Annotated in this window: 18 protein-coding genes; 12 read left to right on the plus strand and 6 right to left on the minus strand. The window is 74.3% G+C overall.

Annotated features, from left to right (window positions below; all coding sequences use genetic code 11):
• The 3 genes from ACWEFJ_RS35905 to ACWEFJ_RS35915 form a co-directional block, all read left to right on the plus strand.
• Positions 1-1222: molybdopterin-dependent oxidoreductase (locus ACWEFJ_RS35905; RefSeq protein ID WP_449716501.1), on the plus strand; the 1222-nt coding region annotated here is incomplete at its 5' end.
• Positions 1223-1337: 115 nt separating this feature from the next.
• Positions 1338-1985 carry a fasciclin domain-containing protein gene (locus tag ACWEFJ_RS35910; RefSeq protein WP_449716502.1) on the plus strand — a complete coding sequence of 216 codons (648 nt, stop codon included), beginning with the start codon at positions 1338-1340 and terminating at the stop codon, positions 1983-1985.
• A gap of 138 nt (positions 1986-2123) precedes the next feature.
• Positions 2124-2348 carry a hypothetical protein gene (locus ACWEFJ_RS35915; protein ID WP_378097031.1) on the plus strand — a complete coding sequence of 75 codons (225 nt, stop codon included), beginning with the start codon at positions 2124-2126 and terminating at the stop codon, positions 2346-2348.
• A gap of 129 nt (positions 2349-2477) precedes the next feature.
• Here ACWEFJ_RS35915 and ACWEFJ_RS35920 read toward each other — a convergent pair whose 3' ends face one another.
• Together ACWEFJ_RS35920 and ACWEFJ_RS35925 are read right to left on the minus strand one after the other, a co-directional pair.
• Entirely contained in the window at positions 2478-2891 is a 414-nt protein-coding gene (locus ACWEFJ_RS35920; RefSeq protein WP_449716503.1) for an arsenate-mycothiol transferase ArsC, read from the minus strand.
• A complete protein-coding gene (locus ACWEFJ_RS35925) occupies positions 2888-3628 on the minus strand; it encodes an arsenate reductase/protein-tyrosine-phosphatase family protein (RefSeq protein WP_449716504.1) in 741 nt (246 codons plus the stop codon). The genes ACWEFJ_RS35920 and ACWEFJ_RS35925 overlap by 4 nt, the downstream gene beginning before the upstream one ends.
• Before the next feature lie 161 nt (positions 3629-3789).
• On the opposite strand from ACWEFJ_RS35925, the gene ACWEFJ_RS35930 reads away from it, so the two are divergent.
• The 4 genes from ACWEFJ_RS35930 to ACWEFJ_RS35945 all read left to right on the plus strand — a co-directional run bounded on the left by ACWEFJ_RS35930 (position 3790) and on the right by ACWEFJ_RS35945 (position 10886).
• Complete coding sequence (locus ACWEFJ_RS35930; RefSeq protein ID WP_378094435.1) at positions 3790-5751, plus strand: FAD/NAD(P)-binding protein; 1962 nt, start codon at positions 3790-3792, stop codon at positions 5749-5751.
• An 11-nt stretch (positions 5752-5762) separates the two neighbouring features.
• The gene (gene pcaB / locus ACWEFJ_RS35935; protein ID WP_449716505.1) at positions 5763-7118 is read left to right on the plus strand and encodes a 3-carboxy-cis,cis-muconate cycloisomerase; all 1356 of its coding nucleotides are present in this window, start codon (positions 5763-5765) and stop codon (positions 7116-7118) included.
• A 299-nt stretch (positions 7119-7417) separates the two neighbouring features.
• Positions 7418-9778, plus strand: a complete 2361-nt coding sequence (locus ACWEFJ_RS35940; protein WP_449716506.1) for an ATP-binding protein — start codon at positions 7418-7420, stop codon at positions 9776-9778.
• A complete protein-coding gene (locus tag ACWEFJ_RS35945; protein WP_449716507.1) occupies positions 9771-10886 on the plus strand; it encodes an AAA family ATPase in 1116 nt (371 codons plus the stop codon). Before ACWEFJ_RS35940 ends, ACWEFJ_RS35945 begins: the two co-directional genes overlap by 8 nt.
• 74 nt (positions 10887-10960) lie before the next feature.
• Here the strand turns inward: ACWEFJ_RS35945 and ACWEFJ_RS35950 are convergent, their stop codons facing one another.
• Positions 10961-11383 carry a PRC-barrel domain containing protein gene (locus ACWEFJ_RS35950; RefSeq protein ID WP_449716508.1) on the minus strand — a complete coding sequence of 141 codons (423 nt, stop codon included), beginning with the start codon at positions 11381-11383 and terminating at the stop codon, positions 10961-10963.
• Between the two features lie 236 nt (positions 11384-11619).
• On the opposite strand from ACWEFJ_RS35950, the gene ACWEFJ_RS35955 reads away from it, so the two are divergent.
• On the plus strand, positions 11620-12153 hold the full coding sequence (locus ACWEFJ_RS35955; RefSeq protein ID WP_449716509.1) for an OsmC family protein: 534 nt from the start codon (positions 11620-11622) through the stop codon (positions 12151-12153).
• Positions 12154-12457: 304 nt separating this feature from the next.
• On the opposite strand, the gene ACWEFJ_RS35960 is transcribed toward ACWEFJ_RS35955, so the two are convergent.
• Positions 12458-13927 (minus strand): MFS transporter, encoded by a 1470-nt coding sequence (locus ACWEFJ_RS35960; RefSeq protein WP_449716510.1) that lies wholly within the window; start codon positions 13925-13927, stop codon positions 12458-12460.
• A 52-nt stretch (positions 13928-13979) separates the two neighbouring features.
• Positions 13980-14876, minus strand: a complete 897-nt coding sequence (locus ACWEFJ_RS35965; protein WP_378094451.1) for an ABC transporter substrate-binding protein — start codon at positions 14874-14876, stop codon at positions 13980-13982.
• A 189-nt stretch (positions 14877-15065) separates the two neighbouring features.
• Here ACWEFJ_RS35965 and ACWEFJ_RS35970 point away from each other — a divergent pair, with 189 nt between their 5' ends.
• Genes ACWEFJ_RS35970 through ACWEFJ_RS35985 form a run of 4 tightly spaced genes read left to right on the plus strand, consistent with a single transcriptional unit; the run spans position 15066 to position 20248 of the window.
• Positions 15066-16691 (plus strand): ABC transporter substrate-binding protein, encoded by a 1626-nt coding sequence (locus ACWEFJ_RS35970; RefSeq protein WP_449716511.1) that lies wholly within the window; start codon positions 15066-15068, stop codon positions 16689-16691.
• A gap of 52 nt (positions 16692-16743) precedes the next feature.
• Positions 16744-17760, plus strand: a complete 1017-nt coding sequence (locus ACWEFJ_RS35975; RefSeq protein WP_378094455.1) for an ABC transporter permease — start codon at positions 16744-16746, stop codon at positions 17758-17760.
• A complete protein-coding gene (locus ACWEFJ_RS35980; RefSeq protein WP_378094457.1) occupies positions 17757-18632 on the plus strand; it encodes an ABC transporter permease in 876 nt (291 codons plus the stop codon). The genes ACWEFJ_RS35975 and ACWEFJ_RS35980 overlap by 4 nt, the downstream gene beginning before the upstream one ends.
• Entirely contained in the window at positions 18629-20248 is a 1620-nt protein-coding gene (locus ACWEFJ_RS35985) for an ABC transporter ATP-binding protein (RefSeq protein WP_449716512.1), read from the plus strand. The genes ACWEFJ_RS35980 and ACWEFJ_RS35985 overlap by 4 nt, the downstream gene beginning before the upstream one ends.
• On the opposite strand, the gene ACWEFJ_RS35990 is transcribed toward ACWEFJ_RS35985, so the two are convergent.
• Positions 20245-20682, minus strand: a complete 438-nt coding sequence (locus ACWEFJ_RS35990; RefSeq protein WP_378094461.1) for a hypothetical protein — start codon at positions 20680-20682, stop codon at positions 20245-20247. The genes ACWEFJ_RS35985 and ACWEFJ_RS35990 overlap by 4 nt on opposite strands.
• Positions 20683-20709 lie beyond the last annotated feature (27 nt).

The raw sequence follows: 20709 nt of genomic DNA on the forward strand, positions 1-20709 counted from the left end.
GACCGGCAGCGCGGCCGCCGACCGCGCCGCCGCCGACCGGGCCGCCGCCGGCAGTGCCGCCACCGACCGTGCGGCCATCGACGGCACCGCCACCAACCACAGCGCTCCCGTCATCGCAGGCCCGGCGCGGGCGGTGGACTGGTCGGTCCCCGGCCTGGGCCGCCGTCGTTTCCTGATCACCTCGACCGCCGTCGCCGCCGCGGCCGGGCTCACGGCGGCGGCCGGGCAGGTCGTCGGCCGCCGGGTCGACGTGGAGGAGTCCCGCCGCGCCATCCGGCTCACCCCGGACGTCACCGCGCCACCGATCCCGGCGGGCGCGGACTTCACCGCGGACGGCACACCGACGTTCATCACGCCCAACGCCGACTTCTACCGGGTGGACACCGCGTTGTCCGTGCCGAGGCTGCGGGCGCGGGACTGGCGGCTGCGCGTGCACGGGATGGTCGACCGGGAACTCGTGCTCACCTACGACGACCTGCTGGGCAGGCCGCTGGTGGAGCGGACCGTCAGCCTGTGCTGCGTGTCCAACGAGGTCGGCGGCCCGTACATCTCCACCGCCGACTTCATCGGCGTGTCCCTGCGGGACGTCCTCGCCGAGGCGGGCGTGCGGCCGGGCTCGGACCAGCTCGCGACGCGCAGCGCGGACGGCTGGACGTGCGGCACCCCCGTCGCGGACGTCATGGAGCCCGACCGCGGCGCACTGCTCGCCGTCGGCATGAACGGCGAACCGCTCCCGGCCGAGCACGGCTTCCCGGTGCGCATGGTCGTGCCCGGCCTGTACGGGTTCGTCTCGGCCACCAAGTGGCTGGTGGACGCCGAACTCACCACCTTCGCCGCCTTCGACGCGTACTGGACCAGGCGGAACTGGGCACGACGCGCGCCGATCAAGACCATGTCCCGCATCGACCGGCCCAGGGCCTTCGACCGGGTCCCCGCGGGTCGGTTCGTCGCCGCGGGCGTCGCCTGGGCGCAGCACAAGGGCATCGACGCGGTCGAGGTCCGGCTCGACGGCGGCCCCTGGCGCACCGCGACCCTCGGCGCGGAGGTCAACGTCGACACCTGGCGCATGTGGCGCGCCGAGCTCGACCTCCCCGCCGGCTCGCACACCCTCGAGGTCAGGGCCACGGACCGGACCGGTCACACCCAGACCGGCGAACGGGCCGAGCCCATCCCGGACGGTGCCACCGGCCTGCACACGATCGTCTTCACCGCCCGACCGTGAACCGACCCCGCGCACTCCTCCGGGGATCGACCAATCCGGCGCGCCCCCGGCGCCGAACCACCCACGACAGGTCGGGAAGCACAGTTCCGGCCACCGTCCACAAAGGAGCGACACCATGCGCAGCACCCGGCTCGCGTCCGCGATCGGCGTCCTCGCCGCGATCCTGATCACGGCCACGGCGTGCGGCGGCGGCGACCAGGCCGCCTCGGACACCACCACCTCGGCCGCCGCCACCACGACCACCAGCGCGGCGATGGGCGACGGCGTCACCAAGACCGGCGACGTGTTCGGCGAAGGCTGCGCCGGCCTGCCCTCGGCGGCCACCGACCAAGGCTCCCTGGAGGGCATGGTCGACGACCCGGTCGCCACCGCGGCGGGCAACAACCCGTTGCTCACCAAGCTCGTCGCCGCCGTCCAGGCCGCCGGCCTGGTCGACACCCTCAACAAGGCCGACGCCCGGTACACCGTCTTCGCGCCCTACGACCCCGCCTTCGACGCCCTGGGGCAGGACGCGCTCGACGCCGTGCTGGCCGACAAGGCCAAGCTGACGTCCATCCTGACCTACCACGTCGTGCCGCAGCGCATGGACAAGGACGGGATCCTGGCGTCGGCGAACCTGCCCACCGTCCAGGGCGGCACCCTCGCGGTCGCGGGTTCCGGCGACGACGTCACCGTCAACGGCGCGAAGGTGCTGTGCGGCAACATCCCGACCGCCAACGCCACCGTCTTCGTGATCGACGCGGTGATGATGCCGAGCTCCTGACGGCCACGCCCGGGTGACGGTGCGCCGGCCGGTGTTCCCGCTGATCAGGCGTGAGGGCCGAACCGCCTCACCAGACCGGACAAATACCCGATAGGGTGACGAAGTCATGATCCACTACCCCGTGAAGGGAAGTCACCCGTGGCTGTTTCGATCAACCTGGACTCGCAGCTGGACAAGGCCTACGAGGGCCTGACCGTGTCCGAGGTGCTCGACGCGCCCGTCGCCGCGCTGGCCGGCGTCAGCGAAGGCGACGCGGAGAAGCTGGACGCGGCCTTCGGGATCAAGACCGTCCGCGACCTGGGCACCAGCAAGTACTTCGCGCTCGCCGCGGCGCTGGTCGCCCTGGAGGGCGCGGCGAAGTAGCCGCCCACCCGCGCGGTGCCCCGGTGACGGTCACACCACCGCCACCGGGGCACCGCGGCTGCCGTCGAGAACAAGGCACGGCGGCTGCCGTCGAGAACAGAGAACCGCGACAGGGGACGGCAGTAGGCGTCAGGCGGGCCGGTCGAGCAGTTCGGCCAGCAGGCCGCGGACGCGGCGGTCGATGTCGTCGCGGATCGGGCGGACCGCGTCCACCCCCTGGCCGGCCGGGTCTTCGAGGTCCCAGTCGAGGTAGCGCTTGCCGGGGAAGACCGGGCACGTGTCGCCGCAACCCATGGTGACGACGACGTCGGAGACCTCGACGTCCTCGGTGGTCAGCTTGGACGGGACCGCGTCGCCGATGTCCAGACCCCACTCGGCCAGCGCCGCGGCGGCGGCCGGGTTGACCTCGGCGGCGGGCGCGGACCCCGCGGAACGGACCGTGACGCGACCCAGCGCGTGGTGCCGGAGCAGGGCGGCCGCCATCTGCGAGCGGCCGGCGTTGTGGACGCAGACGAACAGGACTTCGGGCTTGGCGCGGTTCACCGTGCTCGTCCTCCGGTCATGGGCGTGGTGGTTCCCCGGCGATCGCCTTCACGACGACCCCGGAGCGGGTCCACGGCCGCCGCCAGGCGGTCGACGCGGTCGGCGAGGTCGCGGTAGGCGGCGTCGAAGGCGTCCGGCGTGCCGACGGCGGCCGGGTCGGGCACGGACCAGTGCAGCCGGTCGTCGTGGTCGGCGAGTTCCTCGTGGGCGTTGTCGCACACCGCGACGACCAGGTCGTCCGGCCGCAGCACCTCGTCCAGGTGGCGGGGACGGGCGCGGGTGAGCGACAGGCCGTGCGACCTGGCGGCGGCGACGGCCAACGGGTGCACGCGCTCGGCCGGTCGGGTGCCGGCACTGGCGGCGGGCACCGCGCTGCGCCGCTGCCACAGCGCGGCAGCCAGCGGCGAGCGCGCCGAGTTCCGGCTGCACACGAACACCACGCGCGGCGCCTGCCGGCGTCCGCCGGGCACGAGGTCGGCCAGTGCCGAGGTGCGCAGCCGCAGGTAGGTGCGCCGGTGGTCGCCCTCCGACCGGGACCGCTCCACGATCCCGGCCTGCTCCAGCAGCTTGACGTGGTGCGCGAGGAGGTTGCTGGGCAGGCCGAGCCGGCGGCCGACCTCGCCCGGCGAGGCGTCGCCGAGCACGAGCAGTTCGACCACCGCGAGCCGGGCGGGCTCCCCGAGGGCCGCGTGCACGCGGGCGCGGGCCACCGTCCGGGCAGACCAGTCAGCGTTCATTGACTCAATGGTGCTTGACCCGATCGGGATCGGTCAACCCTGCCGTCATCCGCGCGCAACGTGCGGGCGGCGGGGCGACGGCGCGTGGTCGGGAGCACGTCGAGTGGTCGCTTCGTGGTTCCGTGCTCCGTCGCCGACCGCTGCCCCAGCACACTTCGGCGATGAGCGGTCCAACGCACGTCCCGCGCCCGAGCGAGCCCGGGGATCCCGGCGACGCCCGCGGCATCTGCCTGGTGGGGATCGGCCCGCGCGGCCTGTCGGTGCTCGAACGGCTCTGCGCCAACGCCCGGGAGGCCCCGCACCGGACCGTGCGCGTGCACCTGGTCGACCCCCGGCTGGGCGTCGGCGGGCAGGTGTGGCGGTCGGACCAGTCCCGGCACCTGCTGATGAACACCGTCGCCTCGCAGGTCACCGTGTTCGTCGACGACAGCGTCGACTGCGCGGGCCCGGTCGTGCCCGGACCGAGCCTGCACGAGTGGGCGCGTTCGGTCGCCGCCTCGGCCGCGTTCCCCGACTGGGTGCGCCGCGAGGCGCTCGCCCTCGGCCCGGACTCGTACCCGACGCGGGCGTTCTACGGCCACTACCTGGACTGGACGCTGCGGCACCTGGTCGAGCACGCCCCGGCCAACCTGGTCATCACGCGGCACCCGCACCGGGCGACGGACCTCCTCGACGCCGACGACGGCCGGCAAACGGTCGTCCTCGCCAACGGTGACCGGCTCACCGGCCTGGACTCCGTCGTCCTCGCCCTCGGCCACCTCGGCACCACGCCGACCCCCGCACAGCGGCGATTGCAGGACCTCGCCGCCCGTGACGGGCTGCGCTACTACCCGCCGCACAGCCCCGCCGACGTCGACCTGGACGCCGTCCCGGGCGGCGAGCCCGTCATCCTGCGCGGCCTGGGCCTGAACTTCTTCGACCACATGGCGCTGCTGACCGCCGGCCGCGGCGGCGTGTTCCGCCACGACCGGGACGGGCGGCTGCGCTACGAGCCCTCCGGCGGCGAACCGCACCTGATCGCCGGCTCGCGCCGCGGCGTGCCCTACCACGCGCGCGGCGAGAACCAGAAGGGCGCGTCGGGCCGGCACACCCCGCTGTTCCTGACACCGCGGCGCATCGAGGCCCTGCGCGCGGCCGGCCCCCTGGACTTCCGCGCCGACGTCTGGCCGTGGGTCGACCGGGAGGTCCGCGCCGTCTACTACGCCACCACCGTGGTCAACCGGTCCGGTGAAGCCGAGGGGGCACGCTTCCTGCGCGAGTTCCGCGACCTGGCCGAGACCGCGCCGACGGACCGGGCGGAGGACGGGCTCCTGCGCCGGTTCGGGCTCGGCTCGACGCCGCGCTGGGACTGGGACTCCGTCGCCACCCCGTGCCGCACCCGGTTCTCCGGACCGGCGGAGTTCCGGGACTGGCTGTTGTCCTACCTCGACACCGACATCCGCGAGGCGCGCCGGGGCAACGTGCGCGGCCCGCTCAAGGCCGCGCTGGACGTCCTGCGCGACCTGCGCAACGAGGTCCGGCTCCTGGTCGACCACGGCGGCCTCACCGGCGACTCCTACCGCGACGACCTGGACCACTGGTTCACGCCGCTCAACGCGTTCCTGTCCATCGGCCCGCCCGTCCAACGCGTCGAGCAGGCCGTGGCGCTGATCGAGGCCGGGGTCCTCACGGTCGTCGGCGCCGGGATGGTCGTGGAGCACCGCGACGACGGCCGGGGCTTCCTGGCCCGCAGCCCGCTCGTGCCGGGAGCCGAGTACCGGGCCCGCACGCTCATCGAGGCCCGGCTGCCCGACGTGGACGCCCGGCGCACCGCGGACCCCCTGCTGACCCGCCTGCTCGCCCGCGGCGACTGCGCCCTCAACCGCATCCCGAACCGCACCACCGGGTGGTACGAGACCGGCGGCATCGCCGTCACCCCCCGCCCCTACGCCCTGCTCGACGCGCGCGGACGGCCGCACCCGCGGCGCTTCGCGTTCGGCGTGCCCACCGAGACCGTGCACTGGGCCACCGCCGCCGGCGTGAGACCCGGTGTCAACTCGGTCATCCTGGGCGACGCCGACGCGGTGGCCCGCGAGTGCCTGCACCCGAGCGCCGCCGCGGTGCCCGAACCCGCCACGGCCTGAAAGGACCCGCCATGCACTCCGACCGCGGCCTGCTCTCACCGGGCTGGGCCGACACCGGGATCGACGACCTGCTGGACGACCGCGCCTGGCTGACCGCCATGATCAGGGTCGAAGAGGCCCTGGCCCGCGCGCAGGCCCGGATCGGCATGGTCCCGCCCGCCACGGCCGCGGCGCTCGCCAGGGTCGACGCCGACGCGTTCGACTGGCCCGGCCTCGTCGCCGGGGTCCGCGAGACCGGCAACCCGACCGTCGGCTTCGTCGCCCAGCTGACCGGGATCGTCGCCGGGATCGACCCGGAGGCCGCGGACTTCGTCCACCGCGGCAGCACCAGCCAGGACATCCTCGACACCGCCACCATGCTCGTCTGCCGCGCCGTGCTCGACCGCGTGCTCGGCGACCTGCGGCGGACCGCCGACGCGGTGGCCGGCCTGGCCCGCGAGCACCGCGACACGCCCATGGCCGGCCGCACCCTGACCCAGCACGCCGTGCCGATCACCTTCGGGCTCAAGGCCGCGGGCTGGCTGAACGCCGTCCTCGACGCCGTCGACCGCCTCGACCACCTGCGTGCGCACGGCCTGCCCGTGTCGCTGGGCGGAGCCGCCGGCACGCTGGCCGCCTACCAGGAGTTCACCGAGGCCGACGTCCTCGTCCTGGTCGACCAGGTCGCCGCCGACCTGGGGCTCACCGCGCCGCTGATCCCCTGGCACGGCGCCCGGCTGCCGGTGGTCGACGTGGCCAACGCGCTGGGCCTGGTCACCGGCACGCTGGGCAAGCTCGCGGCCGACGTGGAGGTCCTGACCCGCACCGAGATCGGCGAACTGGCCGAGCCCTCGGCGCCGGGGCGCGGCGCCTCCTCGGCGATGCCGCAGAAGCGCAACCCCGTCTACACCACCGCCGTGCTCACCGCCGCCCGTCAGGTGCCGGCGCTGGTCTCCGTGCTGCACCAGTGCATGGTCGTGCCCGACGAGCGCTCCGCGGGCGGCTGGCACGCGGAGTGGCAACCGCTGCGCGAGGCCCTGCGCCTCGCCGCCGGCGCGGCCCGCAACGCCGCGGACCTGGCGTGCGGCCTGGTCGTGTTCCCGGACAGGATGCGGGAGAACCTCGCCCTCACCGGCGGCGCGATCGTCGCGGAACGACTCGGCGCGGCGCTGACCCCGCTGCTGGGCAAGGTCGCGGCGAAGCGCCTCATGACCGAGGTCACCGCCACCACCGGCGACGTCGCGGATGTCCTGGTGCGCCGGCTGCGCGCGCTGGGGCACGACGGCGACCCGGCGCGGTGGCGGGAGCTGTGCGACCCGACCGGCTACCCGGGCGCGTCCTCCCGCCTGGTGGACCGGGTCCTGGACCGCCACCGCGCCGGCCGGTGACGGCGTGCCGCGCCCGCCCGGTCGGGTGGCCGCCCGCCCGGTCCACGCTGCCGATCGGTCGCGTCGCCTGTCCGGTCGCGTCGCCTGTCCGGTCGCGTCGCCGGTGCGGTCGCGATGCCGTCCGGTCGCACGCCCGTCCGGTCGCGCCGTCCGTCCGGCCCGGTCGCCGATCGGGCACGTCGCGCGTCCGATTCCGTTGCCGTGCTGTGGCTTTCCCGTCCTGTCGGTGACGATCGCGTTCGGGCAGGCTGGGGCTCCTCCCCGTCCACCGCCGACGACATCCGGGAGGGGCGCGACCGATGACCGACGACACGGGCAACGTGATCGAAGGCGGCGTCTTCTTCGCCGGCGTGGTCCAGGGCCGCGACATCGTCGTCACCCTGCCGCCGGAGATCCCGCCCGCGCTGGCCGGGCTGCCGCGCGCCTCCCCGTCGTTCACCGGCCGCGCCCGGGAGTTGGCCGTCCTGCTCGACCTGCTGGGGCGCGACGCCGCGAACCCGGTGCTGGTCGGCGCGGTGGGCGGCCTGGGCGGGATCGGCAAGACCGAACTGGCGACGCAGGCGGCCCGGCACGCGTTGGCCTCCGGGCGGTTCCCCGGCGGGGTGCTGTTCGTGGACATGCTCGGCTACGACCCGGAACCGCTCAACCGGCTGACCGCGGGCCGGGCGCTCGGCGGTTTCCTGCGGGCGATGGGCGTCCCGGACGACCACGTCCCCGCCGCGACCGAGGACCGGTCCCGGCTGTTCCGGTCGCTGCTGGCCGCCTGCGCCGAGCGCGGCCGGCGCGTGCTGGTGGTCATCGACAACGTCTCGGACCGCCGGCAGGTGCTGCCCCTGCTGGCCACCGACGGCGCCACCGCGACCATCGTCACGTCCCGCGAGGCCCTGGCGGGGCTGGACGCCCGGCAGCTCCACCTCGAACCCCTGCCGCGCGACGAGGCGGTCGACCTGCTGCGCCGGGCGTTGGCCCTCCGCCACGCCGGTGACACCCGGATCGACGACGACCCCGACGCCGCCGTCGCGCTGACCGGGCTGTGCGCGGGTCTGCCGCTGGCGCTGCAGATCGTCGCCGCGCTGCTGGCGGAGCACCCGGCCCGGCCGGTGGCGGCGATGGTCGGCGACCTGTCCGACGTCACGACCCGGTTGGACGAGATCGCCCACCCGGGCCGCGCCGTGGCGGCCGCGTTCGACCTGTCCTACCACCGGCTGGCCCCGGACGTCGCGCGCGCCTTCCGGCTGCTGTCGGTCAACCCCGGCCCGGACCTGTCGACGCCCGCCGCGGCCGCGCTGACCGACTCCTCCGCCGACGCGGCACGGCGGGGGCTGGAGGTGCTGGCGCGGGCGCACCTCGTCGACCCCGGCGCGGTGTACGGGCGGTGGCGGATGCACGACCTGGTCCGGCTGCACGCGTCGCGGCACGGGGAGCGCGAGGCGGTCGCCGACGGGCGCGACCTCGCGTTCACCAGGCTGCTCGACCACTACCTCGGCACCGCCCGCGCGGCGAACGCGCACCTGGACGCGAAGGTCGCCGACCCGGCGGCGCACGGTTTCCCCGACCGGGCGACGGCTTTGGACCGGCTGGACGCCGAGTACCTCAACCTGGTCGCGGCCACCCACGCGGCCGCCCCCGGCCACGCCGCGGTCGCCCGGGACCTCCCCCTGGCCCTGTGGGACTTCCTCTTGCTGCGCCGCCACTTCGGCGACTGGGTCGGGCTGGCCGGCGTCGCGGTGACCGCCGCGCGGACCCTCGGCGACCGGCGGGCGGAGGCCAGGGCGTCGACCGATCTCGGGATCGCGCACGCCGAACTGGGGCACTTCGAGGAAGCCCTGGACGCGCTGCGGGCCGCCGAGCGGATCTACCGGGGGATCGGCGACCTCGGCGGGACGGGCATCGCGCTCAACAACCTGGGCAACGTGCTGCGCTACCTGCGGCGCTTCGACGAGGTGGTGGCCACCACGGAGGCCGCGCTGGAGATCGCGCGCCGGGCCGGTGACCGCCGCGCCGAGGCGCTGGCGCTGATCAGCCTGGGCCTCGGGCTGGCCGAGGTGCGCCGGTTCGCGGACGCCGTCGAGGCGCACCGCCGCGGTGAGCGGATCTACCACGGGTTGGGCGACCGGCGCGGCCGCGCGATCGCGCTCACCAACCTCGGCATCGCGTTGCAGGAGGTCGGCCGGCTGGCGGAGGCCGTCGACGCGCACGAGGAGGCCATCGCGCTGTTCCGGGCCGTGGACGAGCGGCACGGCGAGGCCAGCGCTTACAACAACCTGGGCCTCGCGCTGCGCGACGCCGACCGCGTCGGGGACTCCATCACGGCGCACGAGACGGCGATCGGGATGTTCCGCGACCTGGGGGACCGCGAGGGCGAGGGGCGTGGCTACGACAACCTCGGCCTCGTCCTCCAGGCCGCAGGGCGGTTCACCGAGGCGGTCGTCGCGCACCGGCGGGATCTGGCGATCTGCCGCGAGACGGGGGACCGGTACGGCGAAGGCGTCGCGTTGACGAACCTGGGGCTCGCGCTCGCCGGCGGTGGCGACCTCGCGGAGGCCGCGGACCACCACCGGGCGGCCGTCGCGGTGTTCCGGGAGATCGGTGACGAGCACGGCGAGCGCAGCTCCCTCGACAACCTGGAGGAGGCGTTGTCCGGAGGCGGCGATGGCTGACCGGGTCGAGAACACGATCAGCGGCGGCCTGTTCTTCGCCGCGGTCGTCCAGGGCCGCGACATCACGGTCACCCTGCCGCCGCGGATCACGCCCGCGTTGTCCGGGCTGCCGCCGGCCTCGACCGCCTTCGTGGGCCGCGACCAGGAGGTCGCCGCGCTCACGGAAGTCCTGGAACCGGGCCGGACGGCCCGCGTGGCGGCCGTGACCGGGATGGCGGGCGTGGGCAAGACCGAGTTGGCCGCGCAGGTCACGCACCTCGCCGTCGGCCGAGGGTGGTTCCCCGGCGGCGTGTTCTTCGTGGACCTCGGCGGACAGCGCTCCGGCCCGGCCGGGCACGACGCCGCGCACCGGGCGACCGGGGCGTTCCTGCGCGCCGCCGGCGTCCCGGACCGTCACGTGCCCGCCGAAGACCTCGAACGCGTGCGGCTGTACCGGTCGGTGCTGGCCGCCTACGCCGCCGATGGACGCCGGGTGCTGCTGGTGATCGACGACGCGGGGGAGGGGGAGGTGGCGCGGTCGCTGCTCCCCTCCGACGACGACACCGCGGTACTCGTGACGGCCCGCAACGCGGTGGCCGACCTGGACGCGGTGCTGGTGCGGCTCGGCCCGCTGGACCGGCGGCGGGCGGTGGACCTGCTGCACCGCGGGCTGACGGCGCTCGACCCCGACGACACCAGGATCGCCACCGATCCCGCCGCGGCGGCGGTGGTCGCGGACCTGTGCGACGGGCTGCCGCTGGCGTTGCGGATCGTCGTCGCCCTGCTCGCCGAGAACCCCGCCCGCACGCCGGCCGCCCTGGCCGCCGAACTGGCCGATCCCGCGACCCGGCTGCACGACCTCGCCTGCGGCGACCTCTCGGTGTCGGCCGCGCTGGACCGGTCGTGCGCCGACCTGGACCCGGTCCAGCTCCGGCTCTACCGGGTGCTGCCGGGCACGCCGGAGGTCACCGCGGCCGAGGCCGCCGCGCGGCTGGGGCTGCCGGAGCCGACGGCCCGCCGGGCGCTGGCGGCGCTGGCGCGGGCGTGCCTGATCGAGCCGGTGGCCCACGACGGGGACCGGTGGCGGGTGCCCGAACTCGTGCGCCTGCACGCCGGCGCACCGCCGTGAGGGCGGGACGGCGTCCCCGACGGAGGCGCCCTCGGCCCGTGCGCGGACCGAGGGCGCCCGTGGGTGGATCACCGTCACATCAACGGGGGAATGGCGCGGTAGTTCTCGGTGTAGTAGTCACCGGTGCGCCGGCGGTAGTCCTCGTGGTCGGTGTCGGAGGGGTCGTACTCCGGCGCGTTCTTGATCTGCTCCTTGGTGCGGTCCACGTAGACCTTGCGCTCGTCGTGGTCCACCCGCGCCACGGTGCCGACCGGCAGGACGACCTTGCGGCCGAAGATCCACGGGCCGGTGTCCACCATGATGCAGTCGGCGGGCACCTGCGCGTTGTCCTCGTCGATCTTGCCGATGCCGCCGTCGGTGGCCTCCACCTCGTAGCCGATCAGGCCGGTGTCGGGCCGCTGTCCGGTGCCCGCGGTGTCACGCCCGGCGTCCGTGTCGGCGTCGGGAAGCCACGACGGGTCACGCCACGCCCAGGGGACGAACGGAAACGGGTGCATCTCGACCTCCGGTGTCTCGGTGGTTCAGCTTCGGGTTACCCCCGATCGTGGTTCCGGACACCCGTGACCGGGAGGTGCTCCGATCCCGACCCCGTGGCGGTGCTCCGCCGCGGACCGGTCGCTACCACAGTCGCCCGTGCCCGTCACGGTCTCCCACGATCCGGCACGGGGCGCGCGGACGGCCGGGAAGCGGCACTCTGACGGGCGTTCGTGGTGACCGAGCCGGGAGATCAGCGATGACCGTGGAAGTGCAGCACCCGTTGAACGACGTCGACATCCAGTCGGTGGGCAACCTCGTCGCGGCGGTCCGGGAGGACGCCGCCAAGGCGAAGACCACCTGGGCCGCGCACGTGACGTGGAAGGGCGGGTTCCAGTCGGAGGCGCGGGTGCGCGGGTTCGACCCGGTGCCGTCGGACGAGCCGCCGGCGCTGGGCGGCACGGACACCGCGCCGAACCCCGTCGAGCAGCTCCTGGGCGCGCTGGGCAACTGCCTCGCCGTGGGGTACGCGGCGAACGCCACGGTGGCCGGGATCCGGATCGACAACCTGACCATCGACCTGAAGGGCGACATCGACCTCCACGTCTTCCTCGGACTCGCCGAAGGCCACGCGGGCTTCGACACCATCACCGCCAAGGTCCGGATCGAGTCCGACGCCCCGCGCGAGGACATCGAGGCGCTGCACGCGAAGGTCACCGCCTCCTCCCCGGTGGGCCACACGCTGGGCAGCGCCGTCCCGCTGACCGTCGACCTGACCCACACGGCCGGCTGAATCCCCGTAACACCAAGGGAACGCGGCAAGGACATCGCCGGACCGGTGATCCACACCGCACACCCGCGGCGTGGCGCGGAGGGCGACGACGCAGAGGAACACGGCGAACGTGATGCGGCTCAACGCGATCCGCAGCGCGCTCTCGCGGGCGGTGCGATCCGATGCGTCCATGGTCGACTCCGCGGTGGCTCTGGCCCGTCGTCACCCGCGGTGCCCGCCGGTTCCCTGCGTCGAAGTCACCCCGCTTCGGGATCGCCCGTCGCGGGCTCGCGCTCCGACTCCTCACCGGCGGACGGGGTCGCCGTCACCGCGCTCGGGCGTCGAGGAGCGCTCGCGGCGTATCCCGCCGGGAGCGGCGCAGGTCCAGGAGGACCACGGCGAGGGCCGCGCCCAGGAACGCGCAGGCGACCGCGGTGGCCCGGTCGAGCGCGTCGAGGTGCAGCGGGGCCGGGGCGTCGGTCAGCGTGAAGCCGGCCCCGTAGACGGTCGAGTAGTACGCCATCGACGCCGTCGCGACGCCCACGCTGTTGCTGATGCGCTGGCCGAGCTGCCCGATCGCGCTCGCCGCGCTGCCCTGCGCGGCCGGGACGTCCATCAGCGTCATCGAGTGGTTGGGGGAGACCACCAGGCCGCCTCCCAGGCCCTGCACGAGGTGCAGCAGCGGGATCCCGACCAGCACGGCCGCCGTGGGCAGGTCGCCGTGCAGCAGCGCCAGCGTGCCCAGCGTGGCGGCGAGCACCAGCAGCATCCCCGTCCCGGTCAGCACCCGGCCGAGTCGGGCCACGTGCCGGCCGCCCAGCCAGGACCCCAGCACGGACGTGGCCGACGACGGCAGCACCACCAGCCCGGCGACGAACGGGGACACGTCGCGGGCCTCCTGGAGGTACAGGGTCAGCGCCAGGGCGACGCCCGGTCCCGAGGCGAACCACGTCAGGGACACCAGCACGCCGTTGCGGAAGGACGCGACGCGCAGCAGCGCCGGGTCGATCACGCCGGAACGCCCGGCCGCGACGCGTCGGCGGCTGCGCGCCACGAACAGCGCCGCCAGCCCGGTCGCCGGGACGAGGGCGAGCCACCGGGCGTCCACGTCGTCGGGGCGGCCGGTGGTGAAGATGAACGGCGTCAGCAGCGCGACCAGGGCGAGGCCGCCGAGCGCCAACCCGGTCACGTCGACGTCCGGCCGGCGTCGGCCGCCCTGGTCCCTGCCGACGGCCGGCAGCAGCACGTGCGCGGCGACGAGGAGCGCCACGCCCACCGGCACGTTCATCACGAACACGCCCCGCCAGCCCAGCAGCGGCGTGGTGACGAGCAGGCCGCCCAGGCTCGGGCCGAGCGCGGTCGCCAGGCTGACGCACATGCCGTAGACGCCGAACGCCCGGCCGCGCTCCGCGGCGGGGAAGAGTTGTTGGACGATGCCCATCACCTGCGGCATGAGCAGCCCGGCGGCGACGCCGAGCAGCGCGCGGCCCACGACGACGACACCGGCCGTGGGCGCGACGGCGCACAGCACGCTCGCGGCGAGGTAGAGGTAGGCGCCGGCGTAGGTGAGCGCCAACCGCCGGCCCGCGTCGCCGACCCGCCCCGCGGGCACCAGCGTGACGGCGAAGCAGAACACGTAGGCGGCCTGGATCAGCTGGATGCCCGCGGGACCGGGGCGCAGGGCGCGTTCGATCGACGGGACGGCGAGGGACACCTTGTGGATGTCCAGCAGGAGGAAGCCGGCGGTGGCGCCGCACAGCAGCAGCACGGCCCGGCGGTTCACGGTGGTGGGCATGGCGGGACCGCGGGGACGGCGGCGCGACCGGCGCCGCCGTCCGGCCGGGGCCTCAGGCCTCCTGGAGGATCTTGGTGGTGTCGACGAGCCGGCCGAAGTCGTTGTCCGAGTCGATCAGGCCCCAGCTGGCCACCCAGTCCAGCGTCCGGTTGAAGTGGTCCTCCGGGTACGGGCCGGGGTGGACGTAGCGCAGCCGGCCGAGCTTGAAGTCCTCCGGCGCGAGTTCCGCGACCGGCGCCGCCTGCGCGATGAAGTGCTTGAGGTAGGGCCGGATGTCCTCGTGGATCCGGTCCACGCCCCGCGTGACCGCTCGGTTGATCTTCGTGAACGTGTCGGCGTCGAGCGAGTCGTTGGCGATCTCCGCGCCGTAGTAGTGGGCCTCGGCGAGCACCTTGTAGCCCTGCTTCTCGGCCACCGTGATCCACGGCTCCATCACCGCGACGGCGTCGATGTCCCCGTCGCGCAACGCCTCGAAGCGCTCCTTGCCCTTGATGCCGACGAGCTTGATGTCGGCCCGCGCGAGGAAGCCCTCCAACGTCTGGAGCACCAGGTAGTGCGAACCGTGGTGGAAGTTGACGCCGACCCGCACGCCGGCCAGGTCGCCGGGGACGTGGTACGGGGAATCGGGGCGGACGATGATCGCCTGGCTGGCGACCGCGGCCCGGCGGGCCACGACCTTGCCGTTGACCTGGCTGTCCTGGGAGCGGCGCAGCTGGCCCCACTCGCAGGCGTTGTACAGCTGCGACGCGCCCGCCTCGAACAGCTTGAAGCTGCTGAAGGACGACACCCGGCGCGGGTCCTCGATGAACCGCAGGCCGGTCTCGTCGGCGGGGCGGTTGCGGATGAGCTCGACGTCGAGCCCTTCGTCGGTGAAGTAACCCTCCTCCTCCGCCACGTAGTACGGCAGGTAGAAGACGGCGCTGGTCGCCTCGATCTTGATCTTTGACACGCGGGGCTCCTCGCGGACGCACAGTAGAAGTTCTACGACGGATGCGGCTACACCGTACGGTCAACACCGCTGTCGACAGTAGAAGTTTCATATAGCGAGACGCTATCTACTACGGGCTCTAACGCGCCTAACGTTCTGCCTCACGTGCCACCGGCGCACGTGAGCCAGAGACGAGAGTGAGTCCCCACGATGAAGCGCCATCCCCACGACGCGACCGGGCGCGTCCGGCCACCCCGACGTGCCACGGCCGCGCTGGTCCTCCTGACGGCGGCCGGCCTCGTGCTCTCCGGGTGCGCCGCCGGCGCCGCCGGCGGCGCCGGGAACGCGAGCGACACGCCCGTCAGGGGCGGCGTGCTGAAGTACCGGGCGGCCGGCGGCGGCAAGTCGCTCGACCCCGCCACGACCACCGGCTACGGCCTGGCCGTCCCGCTGCGCGGCCTGGTCGACTCGCTGGTGTTCAACAACGAGGACGGCACGTTCGCGCCCTGGCTGGCCACCGGGTGGGAGGTCAACGACAACGCCACCCGGTACGCGTTCACGCTGCGCGAGGACGTCACCTTCAGCAACGGCGAGAAGCTCGACGCCGCCGCGGTCAAGCGCAGCTACCAGGCGCTGCGCGACGGCGGCGCCAAGTACGCCGTGGCCAACCAGTGGATCGGCGCGCTCAAGGAGATCACCACGCCCGACCCCCGCACGGTGGTGTTCGACCTGGCCAAGCCGAACTCGTCGTTCCTGCAGGCCGCGTCCAGCACGGTGCTGGGCATCGTCGCGCCGGCCACCGCCGCGCTGCCGTTCGAGAAGCGCCAGGAAGGGCTCGGCATCATCGGCTCCGGCCCGTTCGTGGCCACCGAGAGCCGCGGCGAGGAGGGCTACACCCTGTCCCGCCGCGAGGACTACGCCTGGCCGCCGGAACCCGCGAAGAACCGGGGACCCGCCTACCTGGACAAGATCGAGGTCCGCCACATCCAGGACAACAGCATCGCCGCGGCCGAGCTGCGCTCCGGCGGCCTGGACCTGCTGCACAACACCGAACCCGCGGACAAGACGGAGTTCGCGGCCGGTCGGGACGTCACCATCCGCCGCCAACCGCTGCCCGGTTCCGCGCTGGGTTTCGCGGCCAACACCGAGGTTCCCGGCCTGGACGACGTGAACGTCCGGCGGGCGCTGTCGCTGGCCGTCGACCGGGACGCCGTGCTCAAGCGCGCCTCGGCGATCGACATCGCCCCGAAGGGCGCCTACACCGCGAGCAACCCGTACTTCGCCGACCAGTCCGACAAGATCAGGACCGACGTCGCCGAGGCGAAGCGGCTGCTGGACGCGGCCGGCTGGCGGCCCGGCCCGGACGGGGTCCGCGCGAAGGACGGCGCACGCCTCTCGTTCTCCCTCGTCTACAGCCCGTCGACGATCTCGCACGAGCCGAACATCGCCGTGGTCCAGTCGCAGTGGAAGGCCATCGGCGTCGAGCTGGCGTTCGGCAGCCTCACCCAGGCCGAGCTGAACCAACGCCTCCAGTCCGGCGACTACTCGTTCTCCTGGGGCTCGGGCACCCGACCCGACGCCGACGTGCTGCGCTCCACCTACGGCGGCCTGGACGAGGAACTGGACCGGACCTTCGCCCAGATCCTGGCCGAACCGGACATCGCCAAGCGCAAGGCGCTGGCCGCGCAGGCGTCCGCGATCGTCCTGGACAAGGCCTACTACATCCCGCTCTACGACTTCATCCAGCCGCTGGCCTACCGCAACAGCACGCACCTGCCGCTGCTGGAGGCCACCCACATCCCGTGGCTGGGCGACGCCTGGATCGACCAGCCGTGACCCGGACCGGGGGCCGTCCACGGCGGCCCCCGGCTTCCGTTGGGAGCCGACGATGAGCCACTCCACCCCACCCACTCCCGCCGCCCGCGGCCTCGCCCGCGTCGTGGCGGCCAAGCTGGCGCGCGCCGCCGCGGTGATCCTCGCGGCCTACTCCGCCTCGTTCTTCCTGCTGTTCGTGCTGCCCGGCGACGCCGTGCTGGCCCGCATCGGCACCACCGACACCCTCGGCTCGGCCGACGTGGCCGACCTCGACCTGGACCTGCTCCGCCAGGAGGTCGGCCTGTCCGACAGCCTGTGGGCGCAGTACGCCGACGGCGTGACCGGTCTGCTGCGCGGCGACCTCGGCCGGTCGCTGGTCACCGAGCAGCCGGTGACCCACCTGCTCGCCGAGGTGCTGCCGAACACCGTCACCCTGGCCGCGGTGTCGCTGGCCGCGTCGGTGCCGCTGGGCTTCCTCCTCGCGGTCCTGGCGGTCAACCCGCGCTCGCGCGCCGTCCGCTCGCTGGCGTCGCTGATCCCCTCCGCGTACGTGAGCCTGCCGGTGTTCTGGGTCGGCATCCTGTTCGTCTACTTCTTCTCCATCACGCTGGGCTGGTTCCCCTCCAACGGCAGCCGGGGCGCGGCCTCGCTGGTGCTGCCCGCGGCCGTCCTGGCGCTGCTCGGCGCGGCCCAGTTCGCCCAGGTGCTGATCAGCGGCCTGCGCGCGGAACTGGGCGCCACGTACGCGGCGGTCACCGCGCCCGCCAAGGGCGCCGGCCGGTTCCACACCCTCTACCGGCACTGCCTGCGCAACGCGTCCTTCCCGTTCCTGGCGGTCTTCGGGCTGCGGGTCGGGCAGCTCCTCGGCGGCACCGTGGTGGTGGAGGTGGTGTTCTCCCGCGTCGGGCTCGGCCGGCTGATGGTCGACTCGGTCAAGGCGGTCGACCTGACCGTCGTGCTCGGCCTGGTCGTGGTGCTGGCCGCGGCCTACGTCGTCGTCAACGCCCTGGTCGACATCGGCTATGTCCTGCTCGACCCACGTCTGCGCCGCCGTGCGGCGAGCGCCGCCACCGCGGAGGTCCGGGCGTGACCGACACCCTCGCCACCACCGTCGCCCACCCCGCGCCCGCGACCGGGGGCGCGCCCGGCGCGGGCCGCGGCCGTCGCCGCCGGCGCGTCCGCGAACTGCACGTCCACCTGGCGCTCGTCGCCGCGCTGGTCCTGGTCGCGCTCTTCCCCGGGCTCGTGACGTGGCACGACCCGTACGAGCTGGACGGCCTGCCGTTCACCGCACCGAACGGCGACTTCTGGTTCGGCACCGACGAGATCGGCCGGGACCTGTTCTCCCGCGTCGTGCACGGCCTGCGGATCTCGCTGTTCTCCTCGCTGCTGGCGGTGGCCGTGGCGCTGGTCGTCGGCGCGGTGGTCGGCGTGCTGTCCGGACTGCGCCCCGGAGGGCTGCTCGACCGCGTGCTCGGCGTGCTGACCGAGGCCGTCATGGCCATCCCCGGCGTGCTGCTGGCGCTGGCGGTGATCACCACCTACGGGCGCGGGGCGTTCGTCGCGGCGGTCGCCATCGGCGTCGGCGAGGCGACCGGCTTCGCCCGGCTGATCCGCGGCTGCGTGATCCGAGCCGGCACGCTCGCCTACGTCGAGGCGGCCCGCACGTGCGGCGCCGGGCCACTGCGGGTGATCACCCGGCACGTCGTCCCGAGCATCCACCACCAGGTGCTGTCCTACACCGCGCTGCACTTCGGCCTGGCGATGCTCGCCATCGGCTCGCTCAGCTACCTCGGGTTCGGCGAGGCCCCGCCGTCGGCGGAGTGGGGCGTGCTCATCGCCGGCGGCCAGAAGTACCTGGCGCACGCCTGGTGGGTCGCCATCATCCCCGGCCTGGCGCTCACCGCCGTGGTCGTGCTGCTCAGCCGCCTCGCCTACCTGCTCCAGGAGGACCACGCATGACACCGCTCGTCAGGGTCGCCGATCTCACGGTCGCCTATCGCCGCCGGCACGGCGACGCCGAGGACACCGCGCTGGCGGCCGTGTCCCTGGACATCCCGCGCGGTCAGGTGACCGCGGTGATCGGCGAGTCCGGCTCCGGCAAGAGCACGCTCGCGCACGCGGTCGTGCGGCTGCTCCCGCCCAACGGGCACATCGCGGCCGGCCGCGTCGAGTTCGCCGGCGAGGACGTGCTGTCGCGCGGCGACGAGGAGTTCCGCCCGCTGCGCGGCCGGCACATCGGCTTCGTGCCGCAGGACCCGGTCGCCTCGCTCAACCCCACCAAGACGATCGGCGCGCAGCTGCGCGAGGCGTTCCGGCTCGCCCGCTCGCCGTTGTCGCCGGGCGAGGTCGAGGACCGGATCCGGCAGGACCTGGCGGACGTGGGGTTCGCCGACCCCGAGGCCCTGCTGGCCCGCTACCCGCACGAGCTGTCCGGCGGCATGCGCCAGCGCGTGCTGGTCACCATCGCGTTCTCGCAACGCCCGGAGCTGGTCATCGCCGACGAACCCACGAGCGCGCTGGACGTGCTGGTCGGGCAGGAGGTGCTGCGCGCCATCCACGCCGCCCGCGCCCGCCACGACACCACGGTCGTGCTCATCACCCACGACCTCGTGCTGGCCAGCCGCAACGCGCAGTCCGTGGTGGTGCTGGAACGCGGCGCCGTGGTGGAGTCCGGCCCCGTCGCCGAGGTCTTCACCCGGCCCCGCCACGCCTACACGAAGGCGCTGCTGGCCAGTTCCACGCGGGTGGCGCAGGGGAGGGTGCTCGGCATCGCCGAGGCCCACCTGCGCCGGGCCGAACGCGCCGCCCCCGCCACGCCGCCCGGACCGCCGGTGATCGAGCTGGTCTCCGTGTCCAAGCGGTTCGGCACCGCCCGGCGCGGCACGCAGGCCGTGGACGACGTGTCCCTCACCGTGCCGCGCGGCACGACGTTCGCGCTGGTGGGGGAGTCGGGGTCGGGCAAGACCACCACCGGCAGGCTGATCCTCGGCCTGGAGCGACCCGACCGGGGGACCGTCCGCGTGCTGGGCCGCGACGTGCCGGGCCTGCGCCGCGCCGGGCTGCGCGCCCTGCGCCGGGACATGCAGGTCGTGTACCAGAGCCCGTTCGAGTCGCTGAACCCCCGGCTGTCGCTGCGCGCCATCGTCGCCGAACCCCTGGACGCCTACCGGGTCGGCCACCGCCGGGAACGCGACGCCCGCGTCCGGGAACTGCTGGAGCTGGTCCGCCTGCCGCAGTCCTACCTGGACCGCAAGCCGCGCGAGCTGTCCGGCGGCCAGCGGCAGCGGGTGGCGATCGCCAGGGCGCTGGCCCTGCGGCCGGAACTGCTGGTCCTGGACGAGCCGGTGTCCGCGCTGGACGCCACCGTGCAGGCCCGGGTGCTGGACCTGCTCACCGAACTCCAACGGGAGCTGGGCCTGACCTACTTCCTCGTGACGCACGACCTCGCCGTGGTGGCCGACATCGCGCAGCACGTCGCGGTGATGCGCGCCGGCCGGGTGGTGGAGCACGGCCCGACGTCGGACGTCGTCCTCACCCCGCGCGACGACTACACCCGCGCGCTGCTCGCGGTCTAGGCGGTCGCCCCGACGACCGCCTGGATGTCCACGTCCAGCACCGTCGACACGGCCGGCAGCACGCGGCACCCGGCGCGGTACTGCTCCAGCAGCAGGTCCACCTCCGGCTCGGCCAACCCGTCCACCACCACCTCGACCAGCACCCGGCCGACCTTGAGCCGGTTCGGCGTGTAGCGCGAGGTCCGCGCGCGGACGTGCACCGCCCGCGTGCCCGGGTTGTCCGCGTCGGGGTCGCCGTCGGCCCGCAGCACGTTGAGCAGGTTGACCACCAGCGCCGAGACCAGCAGGTCCAGCGGGCCGGGCGCCCGGCCCGGCCCGCCCGTGGCGACCGACCCGTCCGCGAGCAGCTCGAACGAGGGCCCCTGCACCGCGAACCGGCCCCGGACGTCCGTGGTGCAGCCGGTGATGGCGCTGATGTAGTCGTATCCGCTCATCTGCTCTCCAACAAGCGCGAAGTGGCG

The sequence above is a fragment of the Actinosynnema sp. NPDC004786 genome, assembly GCF_053601135.1.

What these genes read in the sequence shown, in the direction of transcription:
- ACWEFJ_RS35970 (WP_449716511.1), top strand. Translation starts at nt 15,066, where the DNA reads ATGAAGCGCCATCCCCACGACGCGACCGGGCGCGTCCGGCCACCCCGA.
- ACWEFJ_RS35955 (WP_449716509.1), top strand. Translation starts at nt 11,620, where the DNA reads ATGACCGTGGAAGTGCAGCACCCGTTGAACGACGTCGACATCCAGTCG.
- ACWEFJ_RS35950 (WP_449716508.1), bottom strand. Translation starts at nt 11,383, where the DNA reads ATGCACCCGTTTCCGTTCGTCCCCTGGGCGTGGCGTGACCCGTCGTGG.
- pcaB (WP_449716505.1), top strand. Translation starts at nt 5,763, where the DNA reads ATGCACTCCGACCGCGGCCTGCTCTCACCGGGCTGGGCCGACACCGGG.
- ACWEFJ_RS35940 (WP_449716506.1), top strand. Translation starts at nt 7,418, where the DNA reads ATGACCGACGACACGGGCAACGTGATCGAAGGCGGCGTCTTCTTCGCC.
- ACWEFJ_RS35985 (WP_449716512.1), top strand. Translation starts at nt 18,629, where the DNA reads ATGACACCGCTCGTCAGGGTCGCCGATCTCACGGTCGCCTATCGCCGC.
- ACWEFJ_RS35910 (WP_449716502.1), top strand. Translation starts at nt 1,338, where the DNA reads ATGCGCAGCACCCGGCTCGCGTCCGCGATCGGCGTCCTCGCCGCGATC.
- ACWEFJ_RS35960 (WP_449716510.1), bottom strand. Translation starts at nt 13,927, where the DNA reads ATGCCCACCACCGTGAACCGCCGGGCCGTGCTGCTGCTGTGCGGCGCC.
- ACWEFJ_RS35925 (WP_449716504.1), bottom strand. Translation starts at nt 3,628, where the DNA reads ATGAACGCTGACTGGTCTGCCCGGACGGTGGCCCGCGCCCGCGTGCAC.
- ACWEFJ_RS35975 (WP_378094455.1), top strand. Translation starts at nt 16,744, where the DNA reads ATGAGCCACTCCACCCCACCCACTCCCGCCGCCCGCGGCCTCGCCCGC.
- ACWEFJ_RS35930 (WP_378094435.1), top strand. Translation starts at nt 3,790, where the DNA reads ATGAGCGGTCCAACGCACGTCCCGCGCCCGAGCGAGCCCGGGGATCCC.
- ACWEFJ_RS35990 (WP_378094461.1), bottom strand. Translation starts at nt 20,682, where the DNA reads ATGAGCGGATACGACTACATCAGCGCCATCACCGGCTGCACCACGGAC.
- ACWEFJ_RS35945 (WP_449716507.1), top strand. Translation starts at nt 9,771, where the DNA reads ATGGCTGACCGGGTCGAGAACACGATCAGCGGCGGCCTGTTCTTCGCC.